This is a genomic window from Microcystis flos-aquae FACHB-1344, assembly GCF_014698375.1.
In the GTDB taxonomy this organism is placed as follows: Bacteria; Cyanobacteriota; Cyanobacteriia; order Cyanobacteriales; family Microcystaceae; genus Microcystis; species Microcystis aeruginosa.
In genome coordinates, this window is record NZ_JACJSW010000117.1 from 62123 (window position 1) to 87863 (window position 25741).

24 protein-coding genes are annotated in these 25741 nt (G+C 44.2%); 14 read left to right on the forward strand and 10 right to left on the reverse strand.

Translation table 11 applies throughout. The features are described from left to right. Nucleotides 1-243 precede the first annotated feature (243 nt). Nucleotides 244-1353: a threonine synthase gene (gene thrC, locus H6G48_RS09720; protein WP_002734908.1), complete on the forward strand. Its 1110-nt coding sequence runs from the start codon at nt 244-246 to the stop codon at nt 1351-1353. A gap of 30 nt (nt 1354-1383) precedes the next feature. Here thrC and hisB read toward each other — a convergent pair whose 3' ends face one another. The 3 genes from hisB to H6G48_RS09735 form a co-directional block, all read right to left on the reverse strand. Continuing rightward, the gene (hisB, locus tag H6G48_RS09725; RefSeq protein ID WP_008203540.1) at nt 1384-2013 is read right to left on the reverse strand and encodes an imidazoleglycerol-phosphate dehydratase HisB; all 630 of its coding nucleotides are present in this window, start codon (nt 2011-2013) and stop codon (nt 1384-1386) included. 152 nt (nt 2014-2165) lie between these two features. Further along, a complete protein-coding gene (locus tag H6G48_RS09730; RefSeq protein WP_190721348.1) occupies nt 2166-3680 on the reverse strand; it encodes an energy transducer TonB in 1515 nt (504 codons plus the stop codon). Between the two features lie 165 nt (nt 3681-3845). Further along, complete coding sequence (locus H6G48_RS09735) at nt 3846-4529, reverse strand: hypothetical protein (RefSeq protein ID WP_190721350.1); 684 nt, start codon at nt 4527-4529, stop codon at nt 3846-3848. A 501-nt stretch (nt 4530-5030) separates the two neighbouring features. Between H6G48_RS09735 and H6G48_RS09740 the strand changes: the two genes are divergently transcribed. Then, a complete protein-coding gene (locus H6G48_RS09740; protein ID WP_002756687.1) occupies nt 5031-5243 on the forward strand; it encodes a chlorophyll a/b-binding protein in 213 nt (70 codons plus the stop codon). Nucleotides 5244-5301: 58 nt separating this feature from the next. On the opposite strand, the gene dapF is transcribed toward H6G48_RS09740, so the two are convergent. Then, nucleotides 5302-6147: a diaminopimelate epimerase gene (dapF, locus tag H6G48_RS09745; protein WP_190721352.1), complete on the reverse strand. Its 846-nt coding sequence runs from the start codon at nt 6145-6147 to the stop codon at nt 5302-5304. 61 nt (nt 6148-6208) lie between these two features. On the opposite strand from dapF, the gene H6G48_RS09750 reads away from it, so the two are divergent. After that, the gene (locus tag H6G48_RS09750) at nt 6209-6421 is read left to right on the forward strand and encodes an Hfq-related RNA-binding protein (protein WP_002756689.1); all 213 of its coding nucleotides are present in this window, start codon (nt 6209-6211) and stop codon (nt 6419-6421) included. Nucleotides 6422-6824: 403 nt separating this feature from the next. On the opposite strand, the gene H6G48_RS09755 is transcribed toward H6G48_RS09750, so the two are convergent. After that, nucleotides 6825-7886 (reverse strand): hypothetical protein, encoded by a 1062-nt coding sequence (locus tag H6G48_RS09755; RefSeq protein WP_242034609.1) that lies wholly within the window; start codon nt 7884-7886, stop codon nt 6825-6827. Nucleotides 7887-8972: 1086 nt separating this feature from the next. On the opposite strand from H6G48_RS09755, the gene H6G48_RS09760 reads away from it, so the two are divergent. The 7 genes from H6G48_RS09760 (at nt 8973) to H6G48_RS09790 (ending at nt 16164) form a co-directional block, all read left to right on the forward strand. Beyond that, nucleotides 8973-10145 carry a glycosyltransferase family 2 protein gene (locus H6G48_RS09760; RefSeq protein WP_190721356.1) on the forward strand — a complete coding sequence of 391 codons (1173 nt, stop codon included), beginning with the start codon at nt 8973-8975 and terminating at the stop codon, nt 10143-10145. A 300-nt stretch (nt 10146-10445) separates the two neighbouring features. Then, a complete protein-coding gene (locus tag H6G48_RS09765; protein ID WP_190721358.1) occupies nt 10446-11285 on the forward strand; it encodes a class I SAM-dependent methyltransferase in 840 nt (279 codons plus the stop codon). 173 nt (nt 11286-11458) lie between these two features. Next, complete coding sequence (locus tag H6G48_RS27450; RefSeq protein ID WP_190721360.1) at nt 11459-12475, forward strand: acyltransferase family protein; 1017 nt, start codon at nt 11459-11461, stop codon at nt 12473-12475. A gap of 282 nt (nt 12476-12757) precedes the next feature. Beyond that, complete coding sequence (locus tag H6G48_RS09775; protein WP_190721362.1) at nt 12758-13654, forward strand: class I SAM-dependent methyltransferase; 897 nt, start codon at nt 12758-12760, stop codon at nt 13652-13654. A gap of 5 nt (nt 13655-13659) precedes the next feature. Further along, on the forward strand, nt 13660-14067 hold the full coding sequence (locus H6G48_RS27455; protein WP_190721364.1) for a GtrA family protein: 408 nt from the start codon (nt 13660-13662) through the stop codon (nt 14065-14067). 3 nt (nt 14068-14070) lie between these two features. Continuing rightward, nucleotides 14071-15189: a glycosyltransferase family 4 protein gene (locus H6G48_RS09785; protein WP_190721366.1), complete on the forward strand. Its 1119-nt coding sequence runs from the start codon at nt 14071-14073 to the stop codon at nt 15187-15189. Between the two features lie 39 nt (nt 15190-15228). Next, nucleotides 15229-16164: an NAD-dependent epimerase/dehydratase family protein gene (locus tag H6G48_RS09790; RefSeq protein ID WP_190721368.1), complete on the forward strand. Its 936-nt coding sequence runs from the start codon at nt 15229-15231 to the stop codon at nt 16162-16164. A gap of 307 nt (nt 16165-16471) precedes the next feature. Here the strand turns inward: H6G48_RS09790 and H6G48_RS09795 are convergent, their stop codons facing one another. Both H6G48_RS09795 and H6G48_RS09800 read right to left on the reverse strand, forming a co-directional pair. After that, nucleotides 16472-16753: a hypothetical protein gene (locus H6G48_RS09795; RefSeq protein WP_190721370.1), complete on the reverse strand. Its 282-nt coding sequence runs from the start codon at nt 16751-16753 to the stop codon at nt 16472-16474. Between the two features lie 76 nt (nt 16754-16829). After that, a complete protein-coding gene (locus tag H6G48_RS09800; protein WP_002732350.1) occupies nt 16830-19295 on the reverse strand; it encodes an ATP-dependent Clp protease ATP-binding subunit in 2466 nt (821 codons plus the stop codon). A 565-nt stretch (nt 19296-19860) separates the two neighbouring features. On the opposite strand from H6G48_RS09800, the gene H6G48_RS09805 reads away from it, so the two are divergent. The 3 genes from H6G48_RS09805 to H6G48_RS09815 all read left to right on the forward strand — a co-directional run bounded on the left by H6G48_RS09805 (nt 19861) and on the right by H6G48_RS09815 (nt 21748). Then, entirely contained in the window at nt 19861-20397 is a 537-nt protein-coding gene (locus H6G48_RS09805; RefSeq protein ID WP_190721372.1) for a hypothetical protein, read from the forward strand. Nucleotides 20398-20818: 421 nt separating this feature from the next. After that, on the forward strand, nt 20819-21085 hold the full coding sequence (locus tag H6G48_RS09810) for a hypothetical protein (RefSeq protein WP_004160621.1): 267 nt from the start codon (nt 20819-20821) through the stop codon (nt 21083-21085). Nucleotides 21086-21319: 234 nt separating this feature from the next. Then, nucleotides 21320-21748: a DUF29 domain-containing protein gene (locus H6G48_RS09815; protein WP_190721375.1), complete on the forward strand. Its 429-nt coding sequence runs from the start codon at nt 21320-21322 to the stop codon at nt 21746-21748. Between the two features lie 163 nt (nt 21749-21911). Here the strand turns inward: H6G48_RS09815 and H6G48_RS09820 are convergent, their stop codons facing one another. The 3 genes from H6G48_RS09820 to H6G48_RS09830 all read right to left on the reverse strand — a co-directional run bounded on the left by H6G48_RS09820 (nt 21912) and on the right by H6G48_RS09830 (nt 25275). Further along, nucleotides 21912-22859 carry a PRC-barrel domain-containing protein gene (locus H6G48_RS09820; protein WP_061430398.1) on the reverse strand — a complete coding sequence of 316 codons (948 nt, stop codon included), beginning with the start codon at nt 22857-22859 and terminating at the stop codon, nt 21912-21914. Nucleotides 22860-23123: 264 nt separating this feature from the next. Further along, nucleotides 23124-24383: a dihydrolipoamide acetyltransferase family protein gene (locus H6G48_RS09825; RefSeq protein WP_190721377.1), complete on the reverse strand. Its 1260-nt coding sequence runs from the start codon at nt 24381-24383 to the stop codon at nt 23124-23126. Nucleotides 24384-24531: 148 nt separating this feature from the next. After that, nucleotides 24532-25275, reverse strand: coding sequence for a DUF561 domain-containing protein (locus H6G48_RS09830; RefSeq protein WP_190721379.1), 744 nt, complete (start codon nt 25273-25275; stop codon nt 24532-24534). A gap of 74 nt (nt 25276-25349) precedes the next feature. Here H6G48_RS09830 and H6G48_RS09835 point away from each other — a divergent pair. Next, nucleotides 25350-25741 (forward strand): RNA-guided endonuclease InsQ/TnpB family protein (locus tag H6G48_RS09835; protein ID WP_190721383.1); only part of this gene is annotated, 392 nt, incomplete at its 3' end.

A 25741-nucleotide genomic window follows, 5' to 3' on the forward strand; every position in this document is an offset into this window, starting at 1 on the left:
TGCTGACACTAAGTTAAATCAACTTCTGAAAGACAAAAAGGGCAAAAAATCAGATTTATAGCGATACAATAGCTATTTTTTGACCAAAAAGGTCATTTATTGGCTGTTACTGCCTTTTATCTTCCCGCATCCCTGTTTTAAACCCCATGAATCCCAACTGGGCGATCGAGATTAATTTTTTGGCCTGCTTATTCGATAAAATAGGAAATTAGGCCATCTAATCAAATCTGTATCCTTAAGGCTATGACAATTATTTCTCGATCGATCCCCCAATCACCCACTAAATCATCGTCTATCGGCGGCTGGCGCGGTTTGATCGAAGAATATCGCCAATTTCTGCCCGTAAGCAGTAAAACCCCTGTAATTACCCTCCTAGAAGGCAATACACCCCTGATCCCCGCCCCCTATCTCTCAGCACAAATCGGGCGCGATGTCAAGGTTTTTGTCAAATATGATGGTTTAAATCCCACCGGCAGCTTTAAAGACCGGGGCATGACCATGGCCATCTCGAAAGCTAAAGAAGAAGGGGCAAAAGCGGTGATTTGTGCCAGTACCGGGAACACCTCGGCGGCGGCGGCAGCCTATGCAAGAAGAGCCGGGATGCGGGCCTTTGTGATTATCCCCGACGGTTATGTGGCCTTAGGAAAATTAGCCCAGGCTTTATTGTACGGAGCCGAAGTCATCGCTATTAATGGCAACTTCGATGATGCCCTCAAGATTGTCCGCCAACTATCAGAAAATTATCCCGTAACTTTAGTCAATTCCGTCAATCCCTACCGTTTAGAGGGTCAAAAAACCGCCGCTTTCGAGATTGTCGATGTCTTGGGTAATGCCCCCGACTGGTTATGTATTCCCGTGGGTAATGCGGGCAATATTAGCGCCTATTGGATGGGATTCTGTCAGTATCACCAGATAGGCAAATGTGACCGACTGCCGAAGATGATGGGTTTTCAGGCCTCTGGGGCTGCCCCTTTTATCTCCAAACAACCGGTTGACCATCCCGAAACCCTGGCCACGGCTATCCGTATCGGCAACCCCGCTAACTGGGAAAAAGCCTGGGCCGCTAGTCACGCTAGTCAAGGGCAATTTCACGCGGTCAGCGATGAGGAGATATTGGCAGCCTATCGGATTTTAGGGGGCCAAGAGGGGGTTTTCTGTGAACCAGCCAGCGCCGCTTCTGTGGCAGGATTATTAAAAGTGCATCAACAGGTTCCCGATGGGGCCACCGTAGTGTGTGTTTTAACGGGCAATGGCTTAAAAGACCCAGATTCGGCGGTAAAACACAGCAATAATCAACTAAAATCTGGGATTGCGCCCGAATTAACCCAAGTGGCTCAAATTATGGGCTTTTAAGCTAACGTTAATTCGGGTTAAGCAGTGCTTCTATAAAACTCCCTTAGAACTGGGAATTATACCAGCGCGACGGGGATCGATCGCTATGGCCATACTCATCGCCCGGGCAAAAGCTTTAAAAGTAGCCTCAATAAGATGATGGGAATTAATCCCGTCTAATTGGCGAATATGTAGGGTCATTTGACTGTGATTGACCAAAGCAACAAAAAATTCCCGCACTAGCTGAGTATCGTAGGTTCCCACTCTTTGGGTGGGAATTTCTAGACCATAACTGAGGTGGGGACGACCGGAAAAATCGAGGGCAACCTGCACTAAAGCTTCATCGAGAGGGGCGACAAAATGCCCGAAACGGACGATCCCTTTTTTGTCCCCCAAAGCTTGCAGTAAAGCTTGTCCAAGGGTGATTCCCACGTCTTCATTGGTGTGATGGTCATCAATTTCTAGATCTCCGGTGGCGCGCACATCGAGATCGATCGCAGCGTGGGAGGCGATTTGCTGCAACATATGATCAAGAAAGGGAATTCCTGTCTGGGCGCGACAATTGCCGCTACCATCAAGATCGATCGTCACCTGTACATCGGTTTCTTTGGTAGTACGACTAACGGAGGCGCGACGGCAAGGTGAGACAAAAGAATCGGGTATCTGGGAAGTGGAAATCATTTAAGTAGGGTTTGCGGCAAAAAGTTTGTTGGTGGGGTTAGGAGTCAGGAGTCAGGAGTCAGTAGCCGGGAGTTTTTTTCAGTAATCAGTAAACCTAAAACTCACATCTGATAACTCACATCTGATAACTGATAACTGATAACTGAAAAGGCCTAACTTTCTGGTTCAGTTTTAGCTTCCGCCGGCGGACCGGGGGGCAAAGCTTCCTCGCTCAGGGGTTGAGGATTTTGGCTAGTGGGGGGACTAGCGGGGGAACCCTCCGGCTGATTAAGAGCGGGGGTTTGGGGAGGAGCTTCTGGGGCTTTTTCTTCGATTATCGCTTCTTTGGGCGGTTCTGGCTGGGTTTGGGGTGGATTTGGACCTGTGGTTTCGGGCTGCTTGACGTTATCCGGTTGGGGGCTAACGGCGGGTTGCGGGGTTTGATTGGGACGAAGCGGGGTTTCAATTGCCGGCGTTACGGGGGGGGAGTTACGGGTATTGAGGTTACTACCCTCCGGTTTTGGGGGATTAGCGATCGCACCTCGGCACACTTCCGGGTTAGGGGCAAAACTGACTTGCACACGATAGCTTCTCGACTCACCACTGGGATTTTTTAAACTAATTGATCTCACTTCCCTAGCTGCCTGTTGATTGAAAATCGGGAAGCCAGCACTTTTAATTAACTGGGGTTCAGTGCTGAGGCGGCCTTGACCATCCACCGTCACCCCATAAACCGCCGTCCCCGCTAATTGACGGGAACAAGCCTCTGCGGGATAACTACCGGTCAAATTGACGGTAGTTATGCCTCCGCTGCCCTGATTGGGCTGATTTAGTTCATTTAAGGCATTGGGATTAGTTTTTTGGACTCTGGCCAGCCAATCCACCAGATTTCTCCTGGCCTCATCGTTACTGGTATTGCTTTTATCCGCCTCTAGGGAGCGCAAACGTTCCCGCATTTCCCACATTAATTGTTGACGACGCTGTTCATCGAGGGGCGATTGACCATTCGGCTCCGACGTGCGGGCCAAGGAATTGTTTAATTGTTGCTGCGCCTGTTGCGATGCACTAAGGGGCGAATTTCGCAATCTATCTAAAGTTAGATTATCTTGGTAGGGATCGAAGTAAGGCTGGAGCTGCTGGTTATTAGTCTCCCTCGGCAGATTGTTATTCTCTCGCAGGGTGGGAACAGAAGAAGGACCGGGTAAACTGGGGGTAGAAGTGGGAAAATTGCGAGGAATCGGTAATCTACCCGGGGAGCGGATAGATGCCACGGGAGGAGAATAGATATTGACGGAGGGCAAAGAGGAGAGGGGAGGTAAAGCAGGTAAGGAAGGTAAAGGGGGAAGGGAAGAAACCGAGGGTAAAGGAGGTAACGTGCTGTTATGGATACCATCCATGGGGGGGAGAGGAGGCAAAGAGGAAGAAGACAAATTGGGGTTAGGCAGTTCCGGTAAGCTGGACAGGGAGGAGTCGAGACTGGGAAGACGTGACTGCTCTAGAGGGTTCAATTCAATCAGATTGACGTTGCGTAAATCCTTTTTTGGCTCCTGCGCTGGATTATTGAGGAAATTAGGTAAGATAATCGCTAAAATTAGGGCATGAATACCAAGAGAAGCGGCGAACGAGAGATTATTAGAGTTAATTAGTTTATTTTCTTCGGTTTCTAGACCAAAATAGGAGGATGTCATAATGCTAGTTAATTGAGCAGAGCCTTGAGGGGAAAAGTTAACTCTATTTTAATCGTCAGGGCGATTTTTTTTCTTGAGGGCGGGGAATTAATTGGTGTCAGTACCCCACCACCCCACACCCCACACCCCACACCCTGTCCCCACGAAAAACTTTTTCAGCAGACCCTACTTAGACTGCGATCGAGCCACAGCTTTTAATTTGGGATACAATTCCGAAGGGTCTAACAAAGGGATAAACTCATCGATTGCCGGTTTAAAATTAGCCGGAAAATTCTCCCTAGTTCCAGGACCGTTAGGCGATTTAGGCACTGATTCTAATTCAGGGAATTTGGGCGTTTCCGGGGTTAACTGCGAGAATAATTCCTCCACATTACTCATCCCTTTGCGAGGATCATTAAAAAGAGAAGTTTCTAAGTTGAGTAAAGAATCTTGACTCGTGGCTACTGTGCCATTATTATCGGTTTTTCCCGCTTCTGGCTCTGGACAGGGCTGCTCAAGGGTGGGAGAAGGTATATTGATCTGTTCCCGTTTAGGGATAACTGCTGGTTTTTTGCCATCTAACTGGGAATCTAGCAAGTTTTTACAAACCAAGCGCTCGAATTCCCCCGTAAAATGAAAGGTAGGATGGCCGCGACGGTGCCAAATTTTGAGGATTTCCTCCACCGAAATGACTTTGTAACGTCCCTGATAGAGTGCCTCTAAAATCGCCATGCGAATCCAATTTAGCGAATAGATGGGCAACCAGCGCTCGATTAATTCTTGCGCTTTATATCCTCTCATTTCAAATCGATATTGGTTGAGTATAGTCGCTATCTGCATGAGGTTGATCTCTGGGCTAATCTCTGCCATAGAATTTACAAAAACAGTGAGCGCAATCGTTACGGCTACTAGGCACTCTATATATTAAGATTCTATTCAGGTTTTTCCTAGTGGTTTTTCCCTATTCTCCCCACACTTAACCCATTCGGCACATCTTCGCTCAAGGTCAGTTGACTCCCTACGTTCGGGTTCGCTTTCGGTGGCAATTTTTCCCCCGCTAACTCCTGCGCAGTTTAACGGCAGTCCTCTGGCGACCTTAAGATAGTTTTTGTTTTTCCCTTGACTATGGTGGCCAAGCATACACCTATTTGCTACCACAATCTGAGTAATTTGTCAATAAAAAAGCAAAATTTCCTCAATAAACCCAGAGGAGATAGAACTACAGCACTACCCTGACAGCCTAGAACCTTACCGTTGACTGACCACCCGATCGAGGTTTTCTGAGTCTCCAGAAATTTTTTGTTAAAATTTGCAACATAACTTAACAATGTGTTACACTTCTTAACATAATCATCCAAAAGGAGCCTCCCCATGACTGCCCGCGGCTACACCACCGAAGAACAAGGAAGACTGAATAATTTTGCTGTTGAACCGAAAATGTACGTTGATAGTTCTAGCAGTCTCGGTTTTACCAAAAACGCTGAAAAATTGAATGGCAGACTAGCCATGATTGGCTTTGTCTCTCTTTTAGCCATTGAATTGTTAACTGGTAAAGGAATTATTGCTTGGATTACCAGTCTCTAAGAATTAACAATCCCGTAGCGCTGTTCGGGGAGTTCAGTCCCCGTCCAGACGGGGTGGTTTAGATACCATAAATGCCCTCAAAAACAGCTTTAGCAGGACCTGTCATGTAAACCCGGTTATCGGTTTGGGACCAGTGAATCTGAAGACAACCACCGGGCAGTTCCACGGTACAATGGCGATCGCATTTGCCCGTCAACAGGGCTGCCACCACCACAGCACAAGCACCGGTACCGCAAGCGAGAGTAATTCCCGCGCCTCTTTCCCAGACACGCATCTTCATATAATCCGGCGCGACTACTTCCACAAACTCCACATTAGTCCGTTGGGGAAAAACCGGGTGATGCTCGAATTTTGGCCCGATAGTTTCTAGGGGAATAGAGGCCAGATCATCCACAAAAGTGACACAGTGGGGATTACCCATACTAACGCAAGTAATTAACCAATCTTTGCCCTCCACCTCTAGGGGAACCGCGAGGACTTTTTCTGACCCCTTGACCAAAGTGGTGGGGATTTCACTGCCGAAGAGTTGCGGCGGCCCCATATCGACCGTTACCTGTTCATTGGCTTCTAAACGGGGAATAATTGTTCCTGCTAGAGTATGAATGCGATAGGTGCGGCCAATGGCGTTGTTAGCCTCTAAACGGGCGATAAATTGGGCTAGACAGCGAATACCGTTACCACACATTTCCGGTTCCGAACCATCAGAGTTGAAAATTCTCATGGTGTAGTCGGTTTCCGCTTGGCCGGGAAGCGCAAAAATCACGCCATCGGCACCGATGCCAAAATGTCGATCGCACATAGCCACGGCCATTTCCGCTGTGATCAGGGGTTCGGGACTGTGACGGTTATCTATCAAAATAAAATCATTGCCCAGGCCTTGATATTTGGTAAAGGGGATTTTCATGGTCAATAAAAGCTGCTCAACAGGAATAATAGAGGATGAACACCTCATCGATAAACTCATTATGTCTCAATTTGATCCTGGTCTGCCGAGTATTAAACAAGTACAGAGCTATATTCAAGAGAAACGGGAAGTAGAAATTAAGTTAAGCACCGATGATCTCCTCGTTGGTCGCATCCTTTGGCAAGATGTTAACTGTCTATACCTGGTCGATCACTACGATAAACCCACTTTAATTTGGCAACAGTCTCTAGTTTATTTAAGACCTAAAGCCTAGGGGGAAATTGGCGATATTTGGCTGTGGGATGCGTCCCGGACGCATCAAAAATTTAGTGCCAAGCAGATAGCTTTTGAGCAAATTTAACGTCAGTTTGGGTTAAGGAGATTTGGCCATAAATTTTAGCAAATAATTAGGTGGGATGGCGAGGATAGCATCAGAATTTCAGTGGCTGGAAAATTTGGGTTAAATTGCTGGCGTTCCTGAATCAAGGTATGAATACCAACTGTGCATCGTATCCAAAAGTTAGTCTGGGTCTAGGGTTTAAAAATCCCACAAAAGAAGATCCATATCTCAAATCAGCAACGCCTCCAAACTTATATGTTACAACTAAACTTTTAAGGTCATTTCGATTTTAAGATTGATATAGCTAAGGTTTATGGCTGTGAAACCAAGATCAACTTCAATTTTTCATTTTCAGTATCTTTTTTGACAGCAAGTTAAAAACGACAAATATATTGAGTAAGGATAATCCAGAGAACAATGGCATACTGGGAAATAGATAACGCATCGGAATTTCCCAAGCAGAGGCATCAACTAAACTATAGAGAAGAAGACGGGCAATTTGAGTTAAAAGAATCAAGAAAACTATAATTATGTAGGTAGATAGAAACAGTGATTTAGCTTGATAAACACAGTAGTAAATTAGGAGGATTACAAAAGAAATAATTCCTAGCACATTGAGAACATATACGAGATAATTTAAGATTTTAACTTTAGTAAATATTTTAGAATTAGGATTGTGGTTGTTGATCAAAGCGGCTCGGCGATTGGCGGTTGCATTAAATAATCCTACACTGGCTTTGGGATCATCCTTAGTAAGAATATTTTCTACTTCAGACATAGGGGGAAATATAAACCAATTTACCACCTTAATCAATGAACTCTTGACGTGGGGCAACCAAACCCCTATGTTAGGATCTAAATAACCTAATAGTAAAGGTTTACTAGGTAAAGTTTTCTCCTGAAAAGCCTTTTCTAGTTCCTTATTAACTTCTGTGAATACCTGATAAACATTCTGAGGTTTTCGATCTGATGATACCTCGCGAGCTGCATAAATTAACAACCATGAACCGTGAGACTGAATCATTTCTTCTTTGGGTAAAAAAGGCTGCATTTTTTTCAAAGTTGGGCTAACTTCATAAGCAGCGGCTAGTTGTGCTTGCGTCAAAGGAATATATCTTTGAGGAGTACCCACATCTATTTTCATCAGTTTTGTGTACATTCCTTTATAACTGGGAGAATCGAATAAACTGACTCCAGACACACCAAAATTGACTTTGTTTAAGACCGTGCAGGAGAAATTAACTAGACAGAAAAGCAGAAAGGGAATTAAACAGTAATAAACGATTTTCTCGATCTTTTGATTTCTGGAAATTCGATAACCTGTGATCCAAGTAATTAGACCGAAGCCGAGAAAGTATAGATAGAATACCTCTCTTTCTGGTCTAGTAATTGCAATCATTCCTAGAATCAAACCCGATAGACAGGAATAAACAAGTTTACTCGATCTTTTCCTAGAAATTAATAATAATATTGTCACTCCCAATAGAAAATTGAATAAAGAAATTACCGATGATTCACTCCTGGCATCATTGAAAAACCTAAAAGTCAATGGATAAAAAACCATGACACCAAATACACCAAGACAAATCAATTTAGGAATTTTCAAAAATCGCAAGCAATAAACTAAAAATCCCGTGGAAAGTATATAAAAAATCTCGTGAAATATTCTCAAAGGTATCCCAGACAAATTAACTAACCAAACAAAGATAGAATAACCGGGAGGATGACCTAAGGCTCCGATACCTACTTTATCCGACCAAATATTGAATGCAGCTCTCGCCAGATAGCTTTCTGGATCGGAACCGATAGCGACAATTTCATACTTTCTGGTTAAATAAAATTTAATAATTATTATCAGGACAAATCCTAATCCAATAAGAAAGTTAAAAATTTGCGTACGTCGACTTAATTTATTCATAATTTTCTCATCCCTCAACACTTTCTGATAGTTCTTAGCTCTCTGAGTTTTTTTTTGAATAGGTAAAGTGTATCCTATGATACTATACAAATCGATTTTAATTCACCAACAAGTAGATAGGAAGTCTCCCTGATCGTTTAAGATTTATGAAACTAAGAATTAAAAGGTCTCCCAGTCATTGAAATTAATTTGTAACCATTGACCTGTTTAGCTTACCAGATAATGTGGCAGATTGTACCAGATAAAACCTAAAAAGCTATGGAACCCTCTTTAGAGCCAGATAAACTGTGAACAAGAAGCAAGAAAAATCTAGTTTCTCTGGGTTGCCAAATTTTTGCCCTAAGCTGTTGGCAATCTAAACCCCGTTGTTGGGGTGCTGAAGGCCCTGTCTAGCTTAGATAGCTTCGGAAATCTGGATAATGAACAGCCCAATCATTATTATAGGTTATTGGGGACAAAGACAAGCCAATCAATTAAGGCAGCACTATTGAGCAATCAAAAATCTGTTGTCACAAATGTCAATAATCCTGTTATACTCTTGAGCAAAACGACTCCACCGCGATTGTTATGCTGGAAAATCAGGTCATGGCAGATGCCGCCTCTAATGAGCAGATACCTACTTTAGAATTATCGATCGTCATGCCCTGTCTCAACGAGGCGGAAACCCTGGCCACCTGTATCGGCAAAGCGCGAGATTATCTGGAACGACAGAAAATTGCGGGAGAGGTGCTAATCGCCGATAATGGCAGTAGCGATGGTTCCCAAGAAATTGCCACTAATTCAGGGGCGCGGGTGGTTCCCATCCCGGAAAGGGGTTATGGTAGCGCCCTGCGGGGAGGTATCGCCGCCGCCAAAGGTCAATACATTATTATGGGGGATGCCGATGATAGCTATGACTTTACCAATCTCTCGCCTTTCCTAGAAAAATTGCGACAGGGTTATGATTTGGTGATGGGCAATCGTTTTCAGGGGGGAATTAAACCAGGGGCGATGCCAGTATTGCATAAGTATCTGGGCAATCCTGTCTTGACTTGGTTAGGACGGTTATTTTTTGGTAGTCCCTGTGGTGATTTTCACTGTGGATTGCGCGGGTTTAGTAAACAGGCGATCGAACAATTGAACCTACGCACCACTGGCATGGAATTCGCCAGCGAGATGGTGGTGAAAGCATCCCTCTACGGTCTGAAAATTACCGAAGTACCAACCACTTTATCCCCTGACGGTCGCAGTCGTCCCCCCCACCTAAAAACTTGGCGCGATGGCTGGCGACATCTCCGATTTCTCTTAATGTATAGTCCTCGCTGGTTGTTTCTCTACCCCGGACTGGCTTTAATGTTTCTGGGGTTTGTGGCGACGATTTGGTTTATTCCTCAACCCAGAGTTCACACCCTTCTCTATTCAGCCACAGCTTTGATTATTGGCTTTCAAATTGTCAGTTTTGCCATCTTCACAAAAGCTTTTGCCATCAGCGAAGGTTTATTACCGGAAGACCGAAAATTAAGACGATTTTTGCGTTATATTAATCTGGAGGTGGGATTGAGCATTGGCGTAATTTTATTTTTACTAGGTATGGGCGGTTCACTGTATGCTTTATACATTTGGAATGCTCGACTTTATGGGTCTTTAGATCCAGCCGTGACCATGCGGATTGTCATTCCTTCCGTAACCGCTCTAGCGTTGGGAGTACAGGTGGTTTTTTCCAGTTTCTTTTTAAGTGTATTGCAACTAAAGAGAGGATAGATAGTTTCTCAGATACATGAGGTTCGTTCTGGCATCTGAAATACCTGATTAGGAAGGATTATTCCGTGCTTCACCTTGACCAGAAAGGCGGTAAGAGAAAGCAATTTGTCCTCAACCGGAGAAAACCACTCCTATTCAGCCTAATCAATGCTGTCCAACTCCATTAAAACTATCAACAACTATCGCCATAGGTCTGGCATTGAGGTTATTTCAAGGTTAGTAATTTACTAAAAATCCTCTTGTGATATAATCGGCACGACAAAGCAATTATTAAGCTAACCTTTAATCCAGGTAGTAATTATGACTATTAACAAAAAATTGTTGAGGAGATTTCTACATGATTATCCCTTTCAGCCCGCAACTGCTGTCTGGAGAGCGACAGAAATAGATCATGTGATAGCCTATCCCTTTCCCGAGGGATTTGGTCTCGATCTCGGTTGTGGTGACGGACAACTGACCCAAATCATTTTAGAATCTGTCGGGACAAGAAGCATGGTCGGTATAGATATAGACCCTCAAGAAGCGGCTTTAGCCGAAAAATCAGGAATTTACGAACGAATTCACATTACTCCCGCCGCTCAAATTCCCGAAAAAGATTCCTGTTTTGATTGGGTATTTTCCAACTCAGTTTTAGAACATATACCTAATCTAGATGATGTGATTGCGGAAGTGTCTAGACTATTAAGGCCTGGTGGTCAATTTTTGTTAACCGTGCCAGGAGATAAATTTCACCAATGTTTGGGCGGCCCTGTGTTACCGTGGGTTTCTCTGGAAGAATATAGACGGGAAGTGGACGAGCGCTTTGCCTGCCTGCGATATTGGAGTGTAAAAGATTGGGAAAATCATCTTCTTCCTCATGGTCTTCAAATTGAACGGGCTACAGAATATCAGACCGCCAGCGAAGTAAGAAGATGGGAAACAATCGCCCGTTATACGTCAGGTATCATTTACGGATTGATGAAACGCAGTAAACAGCCGATCGAAATTCAGCGCTCTTTGGGAGTTAGAAAAGCGAGTGCTAAAATGCCTTGGTTTTTAGCCCGTATTCTCGCTAACTTGTTGAGCTTTAATCTAGATAAACCTGATTCTAGAAAGGTGGAATTAATGGGAGGATTGATGATTTTGGCTCGGAAGATATAAAAGAATATGGGCGAACGGATTACCGCACTATCCATTCAGTTGCGGTGATCGATTCACTTCACGTTTAGCTATTACATACCGCTTATAACCTCCTATGTGCTATTTCCGCCCGCTTTTCCTTCCCTCGATCATGTCGGAGTACAAAATCAATAACTTATCTTTAAATCAATGACATGGAAAATTATCGATATAGTGGCTTTGATTATCTTCGAGGAATTGCCTGTGTGTTAGTCGTTCTGTGGCATTCTGGAGGATTAGACTTTTTACTATCTTTCGAGTTTATAAGAGAACTTACCCGTGTTTTTTATTATAACTTTTGTCTATTGTCGGTTCCCATTTTCTTTCAAATTTCTCTATTTTTGACCTATAGTAAAGGTGCCAGCTTTCAATATATCAAGAATAGAAAAGTTCCGCAGTTATTAAAAATATATTTTTTTTGGACGATTCTCGGAGCGATTGCGATATATATTCTGGGTGGCAGGATAACTTTCCCCTTTTCCCGAGGACTTGTCGGATCGATCATGTGGTTATTGCGAGGTGGAATCCGAATCGAACTATATTTCTTGGTATCCTTAATCCTAATCACCTCTTTAGTTTTTTTGAATCAATTTGTTTTTAGAGAAACAAAAAAATCTCTCGAATTACAGTTGATTTTACTACTATTGTCTTCGTCTCTCCTGTATATATGTAAATTTGATTACTGGAATCCCTTGAACTTTATACCTTATATATTCTCATCTTTAATTATTTATGAATTTAGTAAAAATGGGATGTTTCTTGCCTCCATAAAAAAAACAAGGACGATTAGCATATCATTTTCGATTCTATTCATCCTGCTATCTATTGTAGAGTGGTTATGGTTATATGATCCGAAAGCTCAATTTTTGTTGCCGCCATACTCCCGAATCTCTTTGGTTATAGGAAGCTCTTTGATTTTATACCTGTCCTTAAAAATAAAATATAAACCCCCAGGTTTCCTGCTGCTTATTTCGAGTTATTCTCTGGGGATTTACTGTATACATTTTAATTTTATATACCCAGTCAACTACTTCAACCGACTATGGAACAACCTTTGGCCAAGTTTACCTGCAAAGCTAGAAAACAGTCTGACTTTTCTGACGATATTACTGCTATCCATCTTTTTTGTTTTCCTGTTAAGAAGGATCAAAATACTCAAGGGACTTACCTAACTATTGATGGTGAAAATCACCCAACTTCATCTTTCATAAATTAGACAAATATTCTGGGGGAATTTACTGAATAATCTGAATCGTTCTGGAAATCATGTTATACTACAGTGGCTCAGGGTAATTGATTGAAATTGTCTTTTGTCACTCCCAGAGTCAGAAGGTCAAGTGAGCATCTAGAAATCTAGGATTTTCTCTCGATCAATCAGAACGATAAATTTAAACCGTTCTCTGCTAGAAATTAAAATATGTCTCGAACTGTAGCGTCTAAGGAGTAATTAAAAAATGAAAGCGATCTGTCAATTATGTGATAGTGATCGGTCACGTCTCGCTTTTGTTAAAAACGGGTATGCTCATTTTGCTTGCTGTGATTGCGGTTCCCTGTATGTTTATCCCCGACCTAGTTCGGCTGAACTGCTCGAATTTTATCGACTCGAGCAGGGAAACCATCTGTCTCAATCCTGTTGGCAAGAGTCCCATAAACATAGCTGGGATTTATGGAAACATACTTTACAAGTCGCTAGAAATAAGGCTGGTTCTGGAAGACTTTTAGATATTGGATGTGGTAGTGGTGAATTTTTGCGTTTCGCTCAAAAAATGGGCTGGCGGGATGTGGAAGGAATTGAAGTAATTCCTGAAATTGCCGATATTGCAGGTCAGTTAACTGGTGCCAAAATTTATACTTCCGACTTTTTAGAAACTCCTTTAGCCGAGAATTCCTATGCGGTCATTACCCTCTGGGATGTGATCGAACATCTTAGTAATGTTCCGATGGTTTTAGAACGAATTTTTTCCTTACTTAAACCTGGAGGAATTGTCATTATAGGAACGGTGAATCAACAGGGAATTTCGATGCGCTTCTTTAAAGAAAAATCCCTAACTGTCATGCCACCAGAACACCTAACCTTTTTTACGAGCAAGGGGATGCGGCAAGCCTTAAAAAATCAGCATTTTACAGGTATAATGTGTTGGTCATGTATGATTTACTTGCGAGAATGGACTCGTTTTCTTTCTCGAACAACATCCAACAATACTGGAGATATAAAGGACTACGCAAATGTTCGCTCAACCTTGACCGATTCCTCTCTATTTTTACAGCTAATTCGAGTTACCAACGTAGGTCTAAAGATTACAAATCTAGGTGATGAGTTAGTCGCTACTGCTCAAAAGGGAAAATTATAAAGTAAATGAAAAAGAGAAAAAATTGGTTGTTGCGAGACATTTATAGCTGGAAGTTCCTGCGATTTGTATTAGTGGGTTCCTTGGGATATATTTCATCGATATTGATAATTTATTTGCTCACAGAAAAGCTAAAATTACATTACATAATATCTTGGCAAGTCGCTTGGTTTTTTAGTAATTTACTAACTTTTTCTATTAATAAACTTTATACTTTTAATAGTAAAAAAAGAAATTTTGGGTTCGAGATATGGCGATATTATTTAGTCAATTCATCTAGTTTGTTCTTTGCTCTAATTGGTGTTTATGTTATGGTAGAAGCTTTTCGAGTAAATTACCTAATTGCGAGTGTTTTAGTTTCTCTAATTTCTCTGTTCTATAATTTTATACTACATAAAAAATGGAGTTTTAAGTAACCGATGAAAATAGCGATTATCTCGGAAGTATTCTTGCCAAATATTGGCGGAATGGAAATTCGATATAAAGAATTAGGTCGTACCCTAGTAAAGATGGGTCACCAAGTCGAATTGTACACCTTTCGCTTAAACAAATCCGATCCAGTTCAAGAAAATATTCACGGCATCATCGTCCATAGAATCACTAATGCTTTCCGTTACTTTACCAGCATTTGGGGATTACGAAACTATCCAGATGTTCTTTTTTTCACTCTCGCATTGTTACAGCGTAAAAAAGAACTAGAAGATTTCGATATTGTTCTCTTCAACAAATGGCCAGTCATCCCTTCTCTTGTGTTACCGAGCTTTATTAACAATAAGTTCGTGGTAGATTGGTGTGAGATATATGACAATCGTTTTTGGGACTTTATTTATCGTTTAATTACCTCTCGTAGAGAAATGTTACACATCTGTGTGAATCAAAAAATTTGTGATATTCTTCAGGAAAATTACAAAGTAATCCCTCGAAGAACTAGAGCCATTCTGAGTGGCATAGATTCTCAAAAATTCACCTGCAATATTGACAAAAAGCAAAATAAGAAAATTTTATTTTTAGGTAGGCTCGCCAAGCACAAAAACCCCGAGTTAGTCATTAAAGCTTTTCTAAAAAAATCCTTAAATACTCAAGGTTATTACCTCGACATCGTAGGAGGGGGGCCTTTATATAGCGAACTCAAAAAACACTACGATGGCAGCAATAACATTACTATTCATGGGTCTGTAGATGAACTCGACAAAGAGAATTTTCTCAAACAGGCGAGTTTATTAGTCCTACCGTCTCGGCGAGAGGGATTTCCCGTGGTTTGTGCGGAAGGGTCGGCTGCAGGTACACCAACTCTCACCGTATTGTATCCTGATAACGGAACCGTGAACGTAGTCACTCAATTCGGCATCGGTTGGATCGCCAACCCTAACTTGAACGAATTAGCGGATAAGATCGAGCGATATGGAGATATGGATTATTGGGAATGGCTACCCGTATCCCGATGGTGTGTTGAGCGGGCTAATCAGACTTTTGATTGGTCGATCGTCGCCGAAGAATTCTTAAGCTTCATCAGTGACTCGAATTCTAAAAATTATTAAATACTGGAACTGAGTCTAGAAAAAGTTGCCTAAGAGATCATGAACAGAAAATTTGTTTTGATAACAGGAGTTGCTGGGTTTTTAGGTCGATATATCGCTAGGCATTTCTATCAGCGTGGCTGGCAAGTAATCGGCATAGACACCTCGTCGCCTGAAAATGCACCGAGTGGAATTCTGAAACATTATTATTCTTTTAGGTTACCCAGCAAAGATGAATTAAATACCTTGCTCGATCAATACTCTCCCGATGCCTGTATTCATTGTGCTGGACGCGCTTCAGTCGGTCTTTCGATGAGCGAACCATCGGCAGATTTCTACGCGAATACCCTAGTAACTTTCGAGATGCTAAACGCCTTACGCCTTCACGCTCCTAGTTGTCGATTTATCTTTTTGTCCAGTGCGGCTGTTTACGGAAATCCAAGTTCTTTACCGATAGAAGAATCGCAAAGTTCTTCTCCTCTGTCTCCCTATGGATTTCATAAATTCTATAGCGAAAATCTTTGTTTAGAATTTTCTAAAATTTACAGTATTCCCACAGCTAGTTTACGAATTTTTTCCGCTTACGGACCAGGATTACGCCGTCAGGTAATTTGGGATATCTGTCAGAAAATTTTGAGCCAGAATCGATTAACTTTACAGGGTACAGGTCAAGAAAGTAGAGATTTTATTCATGCCGTCGATATTGCGAGAGCTACAGAAATTGTGATTAATTCCGCTCCTATGCGTGGGGAAGTATATAATCTAGCTAACGGGGAGGAGTGGAAAATTTCCGAGATCGCCGAACTGGTTTTACGAGCTATGGGAGTAGAGTATCCGATCAATTTTGACGGGATGTCAACTCCTGGCAATCCTCTTCGATGGCAGGCTTCGATCGCCAAGTTACAAGGACTAGGTTTTTCTCCCTCTATTAACATAGAACAGGGAATTACTACTTTCTGTAATTGGTGTCGAGCGGAATGGCAAGGACTAGAGTAAAAATCTTTTTAGAAACTTTACAGAAGACTATGCAGACAAAGAACTCCTATTTTTTAGATTTAACCCCTCTAAGAGAATTGATGCTTTCCCGAACCTTCTGGTTCAGTCTCAGCATCGTATTCTCCATTTTGTACAGTATCCTATTCTTACAAATCGCTTTCGGTAGCGAGTACAGTATTCAGGATGACGCACGCCGTAGTATTGTTGACTTCCAGGAAAGAATAGGGCTGACTGGCTAAGGTAAAATTAGGGTTTCGGCTTATCCTGAACTCAGGTTAGTTATGACATGGCAATTCTACAAAACCGCCTAATTTGATAGCGTTTTACTATCCTCCGATGCTGCCGCTTCTAGGCTGGTAATTGGGGTTTCTGCCGTCAAAATAGGAGGAACATCACTTAAACTAGCAGTTTGATAAACCGGTTCATTTGTAGCAAATAAATTTCTCATATCTTGAGAATAATTAGAAGCGATCGATAGCAAAGCTCCGGCAAAAATATAGAGAGGTAAAGGCAAAATAAACCCCTTCGCCCACTGATAAAATTCCACCAACAAAAATAACAAAACACAACCCACAACCCAAACTTTCATCGCACTTTTCCCCCTATTTTTATGAGAAAAGGTGAGCAAAAAGCCCACCTTTTATTTAACTAATTCCAGTGAGAATTTATTCGATCACGGGAGCGATTAACTCGCGTCTTTCCCCCGAAATAACTTTCACCTTACCTTCCTCATCGATATCGACCATGGCCGTATCCCCATCAGAAACCCGTCCGGAGAGAATTTCCTCAGCCAGAACATCTTCCAATAGACGCATAATCGCACGACGTAAGGGACGAGCGCCGTAGGCCGGATTATAACCCTCCTCGATCAAGCGTTCTTTAAACTTATCAGTGACAGACAAAGTAATATTTTGTTCTGTCAGACGTTTAAACACATCCTTGAGCAGGATTTCGGCGATTTCCTTGACTTCTTCCTTATTGAGTTGACGGAAGACAATAATCTCATCAAGACGGTTGAGGAATTCAGGGCGGAAATACTGTTTTAATTCCTCATTAACCAGCGATCGAATGCGATTATACTGGGCCTCGGCCTGATTATCAGCAAACTCGAAACCTAAACCACCGCCACCCTTCTCGATGACTTTAGAACCGATGTTCGAGGTCATGATCAACAGGGTATTTTTAAAGTCCACCGTGCGACCTTTGGCATCGGTCAAACGTCCATCTTCAAGGATTTGCAGAAGCATATTGAAGACATCGGGGTGAGCTTTTTCGATTTCGTCGAATAGCACCACCGTATAAGGACGACGACGCACCGCTTCCGTTAATTGTCCCCCTTCGTTGTAACCAACGTAACCCGGAGGCGAACCGATTAACTTAGAAACCGTGTGCCGTTCCATGTATTCCGACATATCGAGACGGATCATCGCATCTTCCGAACCAAAGAAATAAGCGGCCAGAGCTTTAGTTAACTCGGTTTTACCTACCCCCGTTGGACCGGAGAAGATAAAGGAAGCAATGGGACGGTTGGGATTTTTCAGGCCGACGCGAGCGCGACGAATGGCGCGGGACACCGCTTTAACCGCGTCCTCTTGACCGATGAGACGCTGATGCAGGGTATCTTCCATGTGCAGCAGTTTCTCGGATTCGGTTTCGGTCAGTTTGTTGACGGGAACCCCAGTCCAAGAAGCGACGATGTGAGCGATTTCCTCCGCATCCACAAAGGGTTCATCGTTGCCATCTTCGCCTTTTTTGGTGGAAGCGAGATTCCGGATCTGGGTTTTGATTTCCATTTCCCGATCGCGCAATTCCCCGGCTTTCTCGAAGTCTTGACCGCGCACCGCGTCATCTTTTTGTTTGAGAATTTGCCGCAGTTCTTTATCTAATTCCTTGGCTGCCGGGGGCAATTGGGAATTAATCAAGCGCACTCTCGAACCAGCTTCATCGATTAAATCGATCGCCTTGTCCGGTAAAAAGCGATCGCTAATGTAGCGATCGGACAATTTCGCCGCCGCTTCCAGGGCCTCATCTAAGATTTTTAGTTTGTGGTGCTGTTCGTAGCGTTCCCGGAGACCGTAGAGAATTTCGATTGTTTCTTCTACGGAGGGTTCACCGACCATAACCGGTTGAAAACGTCTTTCTAGAGCCGCATCCCGTTCGATATGTTTGCGATACTCATCCAAGGTCGTCGCCCCGATACATTGCAGTTCTCCCCGGGCCAAAGCCGGTTTGAGAATATTGGCCGCATCGATCGCCCCTTCGGCTGCCCCGGCACCGATGAGAGTATGAACTTCATCGATAACAAGGACGACGTTACCCGCTTGGCGAATTTCGTCCATGATTTTTTTGAGGCGTTCCTCAAATTCGCCGCGATACTTGGTTCCCGCCACTAACAAGCCGATATCGAGGGTGACAACCCGTTTTTCTTCGAGAATGTCGGGAATATCCTTGTTAGCGATGCGTTGGGCCAATCCTTCTGCGATCGCTGTTTTACCGACCCCCGGTTCCCCGATTAGGACTGGGTTATTTTTGGTACGACGACCGAGAATTTGGATAACGCGCTCGATTTCCTTTTGCCGGCCGACCACGGGATCGAGTTTACCCTCGCTGGCCATTTGGGTGAGATTGGAACCGAATTCATCAAGAGTGGGGGTTTTAGTGCGACCTTGGGAAGATGAACCGGCGGCCACTTCGGCGGTTTCCCCTAACATTCTGATCACCTGGGTGCGAACTTTCGAGAGATCCACGCCGAGATTTTCCAGAACCCTAGCGGCCACACCTTCCCCTTCGCGAATTAGTCCTAAAAGGAGGTGTTCTGTGCCAATATAGTTATGGCCCAGTTGACGGGCTTCTTCGAGGGAGAGTTCTAAAACTCTTTTGGCTCTGGGGGTGAAGGGAATTTCCACGGCTACGAATCCGGAACCGCGACCGATGATTTTCTCCACCTCCACGCGCGCATCTTTGAGATTGACACCCATGGACTTGAGGACTTTGGCGGCAACTCCCGTTCCCTCTCCAATTAGTCCTAGTAAAATCTGCTCTGTTCCCACGAAGTTATGGCCGAGGCGGCGGGCTTCTTCTTGGGCGAGCATGATTACTTTAATGGCTTTTTCCGTAAATCTTTCAAACATAGCCTATCCATCACCTACACAAGCGACCCTAGATATGCTGATTTTAGCACGGCTTTTTAGTTTAGCTGTCTCTCAGTGATCAGTTATTGGGGAGCGGCTATTAGTTATAGTGGTTGTAGCTCTGAAGATTTTTTCTGGGGTCAATCGGTCTCAGCTGACTTGCGGAGATGCCCGGAATCTCCCGGATTATGGTTTTAGCCCACCGGAAACCTGCCGATAAGTGGTTCACCCTTGCATAATCCCCTAGGGTCGTGGTCATCCCCATCTCTCGATCGCTTGACTATCGATCGCCCATTTTCAGCAATCTTGTAGGGTGCGTTCCCTAATGCAACTTCTACCGCTCCAGCGCTCGATTTTGGGGAACGCACCATGCACATTGATTGAAACTGTGAGTCTAAGCCTCGTGGGTTGGGTTGAGCGAAACAAGACTGGGGCGAAAATAGCTCAATTCGCTTGAAAAAGCGAAACCCAACCCCCCCAAAGGTTACTCTTTGTTGGGTTTCCTTGGGTCAACCCAACCTACAATAATTGCTTGCCCCTTGCAAAATAGTTTCATAAAAAGATTATGATTGATTCGATTATCTGGAAAGAGAAGTTAGAGCAAGATGTCGCCTCTTTAAGAAAAAGATTGCTCCAACGCCGTTGGTCTTTCAAGTCAATGGTTTTGTTTGAACGAGAATTGATGTTGATATTTTTCAGCATTCGAGCGTTGATAGAAGCAGGAAAACTAACTGACCAAACCAGCCATAAAGAATATAAGTTTATGACCTACCCCAATAAAGGGAAGGTTGTAGACGACTACACAAAATACTATATTGACGAAGTGTTCGACCTGGATTCAGGAACAGAGAACAAACTAACGTTAAAACTGCTAACCCATCAATTTATTCATGCCTATGTGATTTTTCCAGATTTTTCCGAAGAAGGCAACGTCGCTGGGGTTTTGCTATGCTCTGATTGGGAGAAAAAGAATAGTTTGATTAAACTCCCAATTGATTTGGCAATTGAAATAATTGAAGATGTGATTGCAGATAAAATCAAACAAATGCACATAGTAAGAAATGAAAAAACTGGCGAATTAAGAAAAACAAAAATCTTGTGAGCCCTATCGAGCCGTAGGGTGCGTTCCCTAAGGCAACTCCTACCGCTCCAGCGATCGATTTTGGGGAACGCACCATGCACATTGATTGAAGCGGTGAGTCTAAGCCTCGTGGGTTGGGTTGAGCGAAACAATACTGGGGCGAAAATAGCTCAATTGGAAGCTTAAAGTGCGATCGCAATCGCCGTAGGGTGCGTTCCCCAAATGCAACTTCTACCGCTCCAGCAATCTTGTAGGGTGCGTTCCCCAAATGCAACTTCTACCGCTCCACCAATAGATTTTTGGGGAACGCACCATGCACATTGATTGAAACTGTGAGTCTAAATGCGATGCCGCTCTTGTGGGCTTAGTTGAGAAATGTTAGCGAAGATTGCCAATGTTTAGGTTAAAATAGAAGGGCAAAAGTTGCAACGGGGTCAGGACAATGACAGTTAATCAACTCCGCTACAGCAAAGAAGAATTCGCCCGACGTGGTAATGAGATTTATCAATCTCAGGTGCGCCCCCAAGTCGAGGAAGGCAATCATGGGAAGATTGTAGCCATAGATATTGAAACAGGGGCTTTTGAGCTTGCCAATGACACAATAACTGCTTCTAATCGATTGCTTGAACGAAACCCTGATGCTCAAATCTGGCGTGTCCGAATTGGGTATAAAGGCGTTCACCGCTTTGGCGTAGGTCGTCTGCTTTAACTTTATGATGAACGGAATTGTTGATCAAAACTGCGAGGCGAGGCTTAGGTTAGTCGTAAGCAATGAGAGTAAACAGAGGCAAGTAATTGATGCTGTTATTGATACAGGGTTCACAGGCTTTTTGACCTTACCTCTGACAGTAATCAGTTATCATTAAGAAAACGCCGGATCGTTAACCTAACAGAATTAACCCCACAATCCCACCCGAAAAGCTTGAAAAACAGGGAACCGGTTATGCCAACCACCTACGATTGCGATTTAATTCTCTGGGCCCGGGATACGGCTCAACTTTTGCGGGAACAACGCTGGGATGCCATTGACTGGGAGCATTTAATCGAGGAAATCGAGGATTTGGGGAAAAGTGAACGCAGTGCGATTGGTTCTCAAATGGAGCGAATTTTGCTTCATCTGCTCAAGTGGCAATATCAACCCCAACGGCGCTCCGATAGTTGGCTGGATTCCATCAATGATGGGCGATCGCAAATTCGTCGCAAATTAGAGGATAGTCCCAGTTTACGCGGTTATCCCGCAGAAATTTTGGATAAGGAATATACCAGAGCGCGTCGAGAGGCCGCCAAACAAACAGGTTTATTCCTTAGCATTTTTCCAGAGTTTTGTCCCTATACTATCGCGCAGGTGATAGAAGATTGGTGGCCCCGGTGATAGCCCTGATTAAAGGTTAAATAATATCAGCCAGACTGGGAAACTATCTGATCAAATCAGTCCCCCCAGAGAACCCCCCTTGAGCCACATAGCACACTTTCCTCTTTTTGTCAAATTTTATGTTAAGAAAGATGTAACTAATGGATAGGGGGATGATCAAAGATTAACCGTCTTCGTATTCGGGGATTCTCTCTTTTTTCTTCTCGGTGATATTGACGCGGGGGGGATTGTAATCCGGTTCCACGTCATCATCCCACATATCATCCTCGGCCTTATCCTCGTAATCGTCGTACTGAGGACGAGAAAAGCTTTCTGTGCGTTCTGAGCGCGCTTCTCCCCAGTTATCTTCTTCTTCCTCGTATTCTTCCTCATAATAACGAGCTTCGGCCCGTTTTTGCGGTGGGGGAGTGGCGCGCAGGGGTTCTTTTTCCCATTCATCCTCACTCCAGCGTTCTTCAACGGGTTTAGCGGCCTCAACGGGAGTGCGGAGGGGAATACCCGTACCTAACTGATTTTCCGGACGAGCAGCGGGAGTATAATAAGCTTCTTCCTCTTCTCTTTCCCAGGGGGGACGACCAATACCCAAACGTTCCAAAACCCCCACACTAACCTGCGTGAGACGTTCTTCGGCCCCTTCAAAGACGATTAAGCGATTCGGACCGCTGCTAACCACTTCTTCAATGGCAATTTCGTAGGTACTGATCAATTGTTCGGGGATAAGAGGCAATCCCAGGGAAGCGATGACAATGGAATGTAATTGACCACTAAGGGGATCAAATTGATAATCGCGGACTTTGCCTAAAGGTTCGCCGGTTTCCGTGATCACTTCACTACCGATTAAGGGAGTATAAGCATCGATATCGACGGATTCCAAGACGTTATCATCTTCAACGAGAACCACGTCTCCCGTCTGACTGATGCTCGATAAATACATATATTGAGGCATTCCCGACAAGGAGAGGATATTATCGCGGAGTCCCAGGGCAACCACTTCTCGTTGATCGATATCTACAAGGATATCTTTAACAACGCCGAGTTTTTTGCCTGTATTGCGAGTGATAACCTGTGTATTTAAAAATTCTGAACGTAAGCGACTATTCTCTGTGATCATTTTTTCCTATGGGTAGGCGTTAGGTCGTGGGAATACGAGTTATTGTAGGCTTAATATATAGGGCGAGATCGAGGGTTAATTTACCGATATTGGCTTAGATCTTAAAGTTCCCTGAGATTAACACTTTTTTTGGCCTTGTTTGGGCGATAGTTTCGGGTGATAGATAGGGTTAAACCCATTTTAGCTAATTCTTTACATTTTTTTAGTAACAACAAAGCAGGAGCTAGAGAGAAACTCCCTTGGCTCCTGCTGTCTAGATTCTGATTACATAGTTAAGGACTGCACCTCAGTTTCGATCAGTTTAGCCAAGTCTTGCAGGAAGGAGGCTGCATCGGCCCCGTAGATGACTCGGTGGTCACTGGTGAGATTAACCGTCATCTGTTTTTGCACTCCGAATAAACCATCTTTATTGACGACGATTTGGGGACGGGAAGCACCCACGGCTAGGATCGCACCTTGGTTGGGGGGTAAGATAGCGGTAAAGCGATCGACTCCGAACATTCCCAGATTAGAAATGGTAAAAGTACCGCTATTATATTCTTCCGGTTGCAGTTGTTTACTGCGGGCGCGATCGACTAAATCTTTCCAACTGCGGGAGAGGGAATAGATATCCATCTGGTCAGCAGAGCGCAAAACCGGCGTAATTAAGCCACCACCAGGCATAGCCACGGCTACGGCCACGTTAATCGCCCCGTGGTATTGGATTCCTGCGTCGCTATAGCTGGCATTAACTATAGGATGTTTAGCGAGGGTATTAGCTACCGCTTTTGCTAACAGGGCCGTCATGGTGACACCCTTGGATTTTAGCTGTTGATAGAGTTGATCCAGTGGGTCGGTGGTGATAGTGTAGCCCACTTGGAAGGTGGGAACCTGTAGGCTAACCGACATATTCTGGGCGACGGCTTTTTGCACAGTGGTGAGGGGAACAGTCCGACCGACCGGGGCGCTGGTTGGAATCGGGGCTTTAGGAGCCGCTACAGGGACGCTGACGGGTTGCGGGGGAGTAATGACGGGAGCGGGGGCGGTGCTGACTTTTCCTGTCGCTTTTTCTACGTCTTCGGCGGTAATTCGTCCGTGGGGACCGCTACCCACTAGGGTTTTCAGATCCACCTTTAATTCTTTAGCCAGTTTTTTGGCCCTGGGAGAGGCGACTAAACGGCCATTATCTTTAACGGCGGCGACAGGGATCGAAACGGGAGGCGGAGCGATTTCTGGGGTCTCTACGGGCTTGCTAGGGGCGGCGGCGGCGGTTTTTCCCTGAGCTTTGGCCAGTTCAATTTCCGCTTCAGTTTCGGCGATATAGGCGATCGCTTCCCCCACGGGTGCTTCCTGGCCAGCTTCGACTAAAATTACAGCGAGATAGCCATCATAAAACGATTCCACGTCCATGTCGGCTTTGTCGGATTCGACCACTAACACCGTTTCCCCTTTGCTGACTTTTTCCCCGGGGGACTTCACCCAAGAAACTATTTTTCCTTCGGTCATGGTGGAACTGAGCGCGGGCATGAAGATATCTCGAATCATGGTGGAGTGCTTCTATCTCTAATGTTTTGAGCCATAGCGCATTTTACCACAGTTGATGGGGTTGGGGGGCTTTTCAGTGAGCAGTGAGCAGTGGGAAAAAGAGAAGGGAAAACAGCCCCTTCTCCGTCGTATCTAGACAAAAATTGTTCTAGTTGCCAATATGGACCGGTTGTGCTTGCAGAGATTCGACTAAACCGCGCACGGCTGCCACCATGGCCACTTCATTATCCAATTGATTGATCGCCGAACCAACACCGATACCGGCCGCTCCAGCAGCGATCGCCATAGGAGCGGTGACAATCGATAAACCGGAAGCGCAGAGGACGGGAACCTTAACCGCATGGGAAATAGCGTGGGCTGCTGCTAAAGTCGGGGCAGCTTTTTCAATCAGTCCCAAAATACCGGCGTGACGGGGTTGACTGCTAGTGCCGCCTTCGGTTTGAATAATGTCAGCACCCTGACTAACTAAAGCTTCCGCTAGTCTCACCTGTTCATCGAGGGGCAGCAGATGGGGAACTGTCACAGACAGGGTAATTTCGGGCAGTAAGTCGCGAGTTTGACGGGTTAGGGCTAAAACTTCCGCCGCCTCAAAAATGCGTCCTTGAGCATAAAAACTATCGAAATTACCGATCTCAATTAAATCGGCCCCGGCCGCCACTGCCATCAGCAACAATTCTGGCTCGACGGCCGATACACACACGGGTAAATTTGTCAAGGCTTTTACCGCCCGAATTAGGTCAGCATTAGCGGCAATATCGACAAAAGTTGCTCCTCCGGCTGTAGCGGCTTTAACTACTGAGAGAACCTGCGAGCGATCGAAATTATTTAACCCACTGATCACTTTCAGGGCATGACGACGGGCGAAGGCTTGCTGTAAGGTAAAATTGATCATCGGAAATTTTGGGTCTGAAACCCCGTCGTTCTACGACGGCTTTACTGTTAAATATTAGCACATTTACGAAATATATGCTAAAATGTGAGACATGGAAAAGCTATCGCTACCGATTTTACCCCACACCAAAACAAGAGTCGCTATTGCGGCGCACATTGGGCTGTGTAAGATTGGTTTACAATAAAGCTCTCCATCTCAGAACACAAGCTTGGTATGAAAGACAAGAAAGAGTAGGCTACGCTCAAACTTCTTCAATGCTAACCGATTGGAAAAAGCAAGAAGAATTAGACTTTTTAAACGAAGTTAGCTGTGTACCTTTACAACAAGGGTTAAGACATTTACAAACAGCTTTTACTAATTTCTTTGCTGGTCGTACTAAGTATCCTAACTTTAAGAAAAAACATCAGGGAGGAAGTGCCGAATTTACCAAATCTGCTTTTAAGTTCAAAGACAAACAAATCTATTT

Bases quoted from the DNA above. Each gene is read 5' to 3' on its own strand.
- thrC (WP_002734908.1), top strand. From the start codon at position 244: ATGACAATTATTTCTCGATCGATCCCCCAATCACCCACTAAATCATCG.
- hisB (WP_008203540.1), bottom strand. From the start codon at position 2,013: ATGATTTCCACTTCCCAGATACCCGATTCTTTTGTCTCACCTTGCCGT.
- H6G48_RS09730 (WP_190721348.1), bottom strand. From the start codon at position 3,680: ATGACATCCTCCTATTTTGGTCTAGAAACCGAAGAAAATAAACTAATT.
- H6G48_RS09735 (WP_190721350.1), bottom strand. From the start codon at position 4,529: ATGGCAGAGATTAGCCCAGAGATCAACCTCATGCAGATAGCGACTATA.
- H6G48_RS09740 (WP_002756687.1), top strand. From the start codon at position 5,031: ATGACTGCCCGCGGCTACACCACCGAAGAACAAGGAAGACTGAATAAT.
- dapF (WP_190721352.1), bottom strand. From the start codon at position 6,147: ATGAAAATCCCCTTTACCAAATATCAAGGCCTGGGCAATGATTTTATT.
- H6G48_RS09750 (WP_002756689.1), top strand. From the start codon at position 6,209: ATGTCTCAATTTGATCCTGGTCTGCCGAGTATTAAACAAGTACAGAGC.
- H6G48_RS09755 (WP_242034609.1), bottom strand. From the start codon at position 7,886: ATGATTGCAATTACTAGACCAGAAAGAGAGGTATTCTATCTATACTTT.
- H6G48_RS09760 (WP_190721356.1), top strand. From the start codon at position 8,973: ATGCTGGAAAATCAGGTCATGGCAGATGCCGCCTCTAATGAGCAGATA.
- H6G48_RS09765 (WP_190721358.1), top strand. From the start codon at position 10,446: ATGACTATTAACAAAAAATTGTTGAGGAGATTTCTACATGATTATCCC.
- H6G48_RS27450 (WP_190721360.1), top strand. From the start codon at position 11,459: ATGGAAAATTATCGATATAGTGGCTTTGATTATCTTCGAGGAATTGCC.
- H6G48_RS09775 (WP_190721362.1), top strand. From the start codon at position 12,758: ATGAAAGCGATCTGTCAATTATGTGATAGTGATCGGTCACGTCTCGCT.
- H6G48_RS27455 (WP_190721364.1), top strand. From the start codon at position 13,660: ATGAAAAAGAGAAAAAATTGGTTGTTGCGAGACATTTATAGCTGGAAG.
- H6G48_RS09785 (WP_190721366.1), top strand. From the start codon at position 14,071: ATGAAAATAGCGATTATCTCGGAAGTATTCTTGCCAAATATTGGCGGA.
- H6G48_RS09790 (WP_190721368.1), top strand. From the start codon at position 15,229: ATGAACAGAAAATTTGTTTTGATAACAGGAGTTGCTGGGTTTTTAGGT.
- H6G48_RS09795 (WP_190721370.1), bottom strand. From the start codon at position 16,753: ATGAAAGTTTGGGTTGTGGGTTGTGTTTTGTTATTTTTGTTGGTGGAA.
- H6G48_RS09800 (WP_002732350.1), bottom strand. From the start codon at position 19,295: ATGTTTGAAAGATTTACGGAAAAAGCCATTAAAGTAATCATGCTCGCC.
- H6G48_RS09805 (WP_190721372.1), top strand. From the start codon at position 19,861: ATGATTGATTCGATTATCTGGAAAGAGAAGTTAGAGCAAGATGTCGCC.
- H6G48_RS09810 (WP_004160621.1), top strand. From the start codon at position 20,819: ATGACAGTTAATCAACTCCGCTACAGCAAAGAAGAATTCGCCCGACGT.
- H6G48_RS09815 (WP_190721375.1), top strand. From the start codon at position 21,320: ATGCCAACCACCTACGATTGCGATTTAATTCTCTGGGCCCGGGATACG.
- H6G48_RS09820 (WP_061430398.1), bottom strand. From the start codon at position 22,859: ATGATCACAGAGAATAGTCGCTTACGTTCAGAATTTTTAAATACACAG.
- H6G48_RS09825 (WP_190721377.1), bottom strand. From the start codon at position 24,383: ATGATTCGAGATATCTTCATGCCCGCGCTCAGTTCCACCATGACCGAA.
- H6G48_RS09830 (WP_190721379.1), bottom strand. From the start codon at position 25,275: ATGATCAATTTTACCTTACAGCAAGCCTTCGCCCGTCGTCATGCCCTG.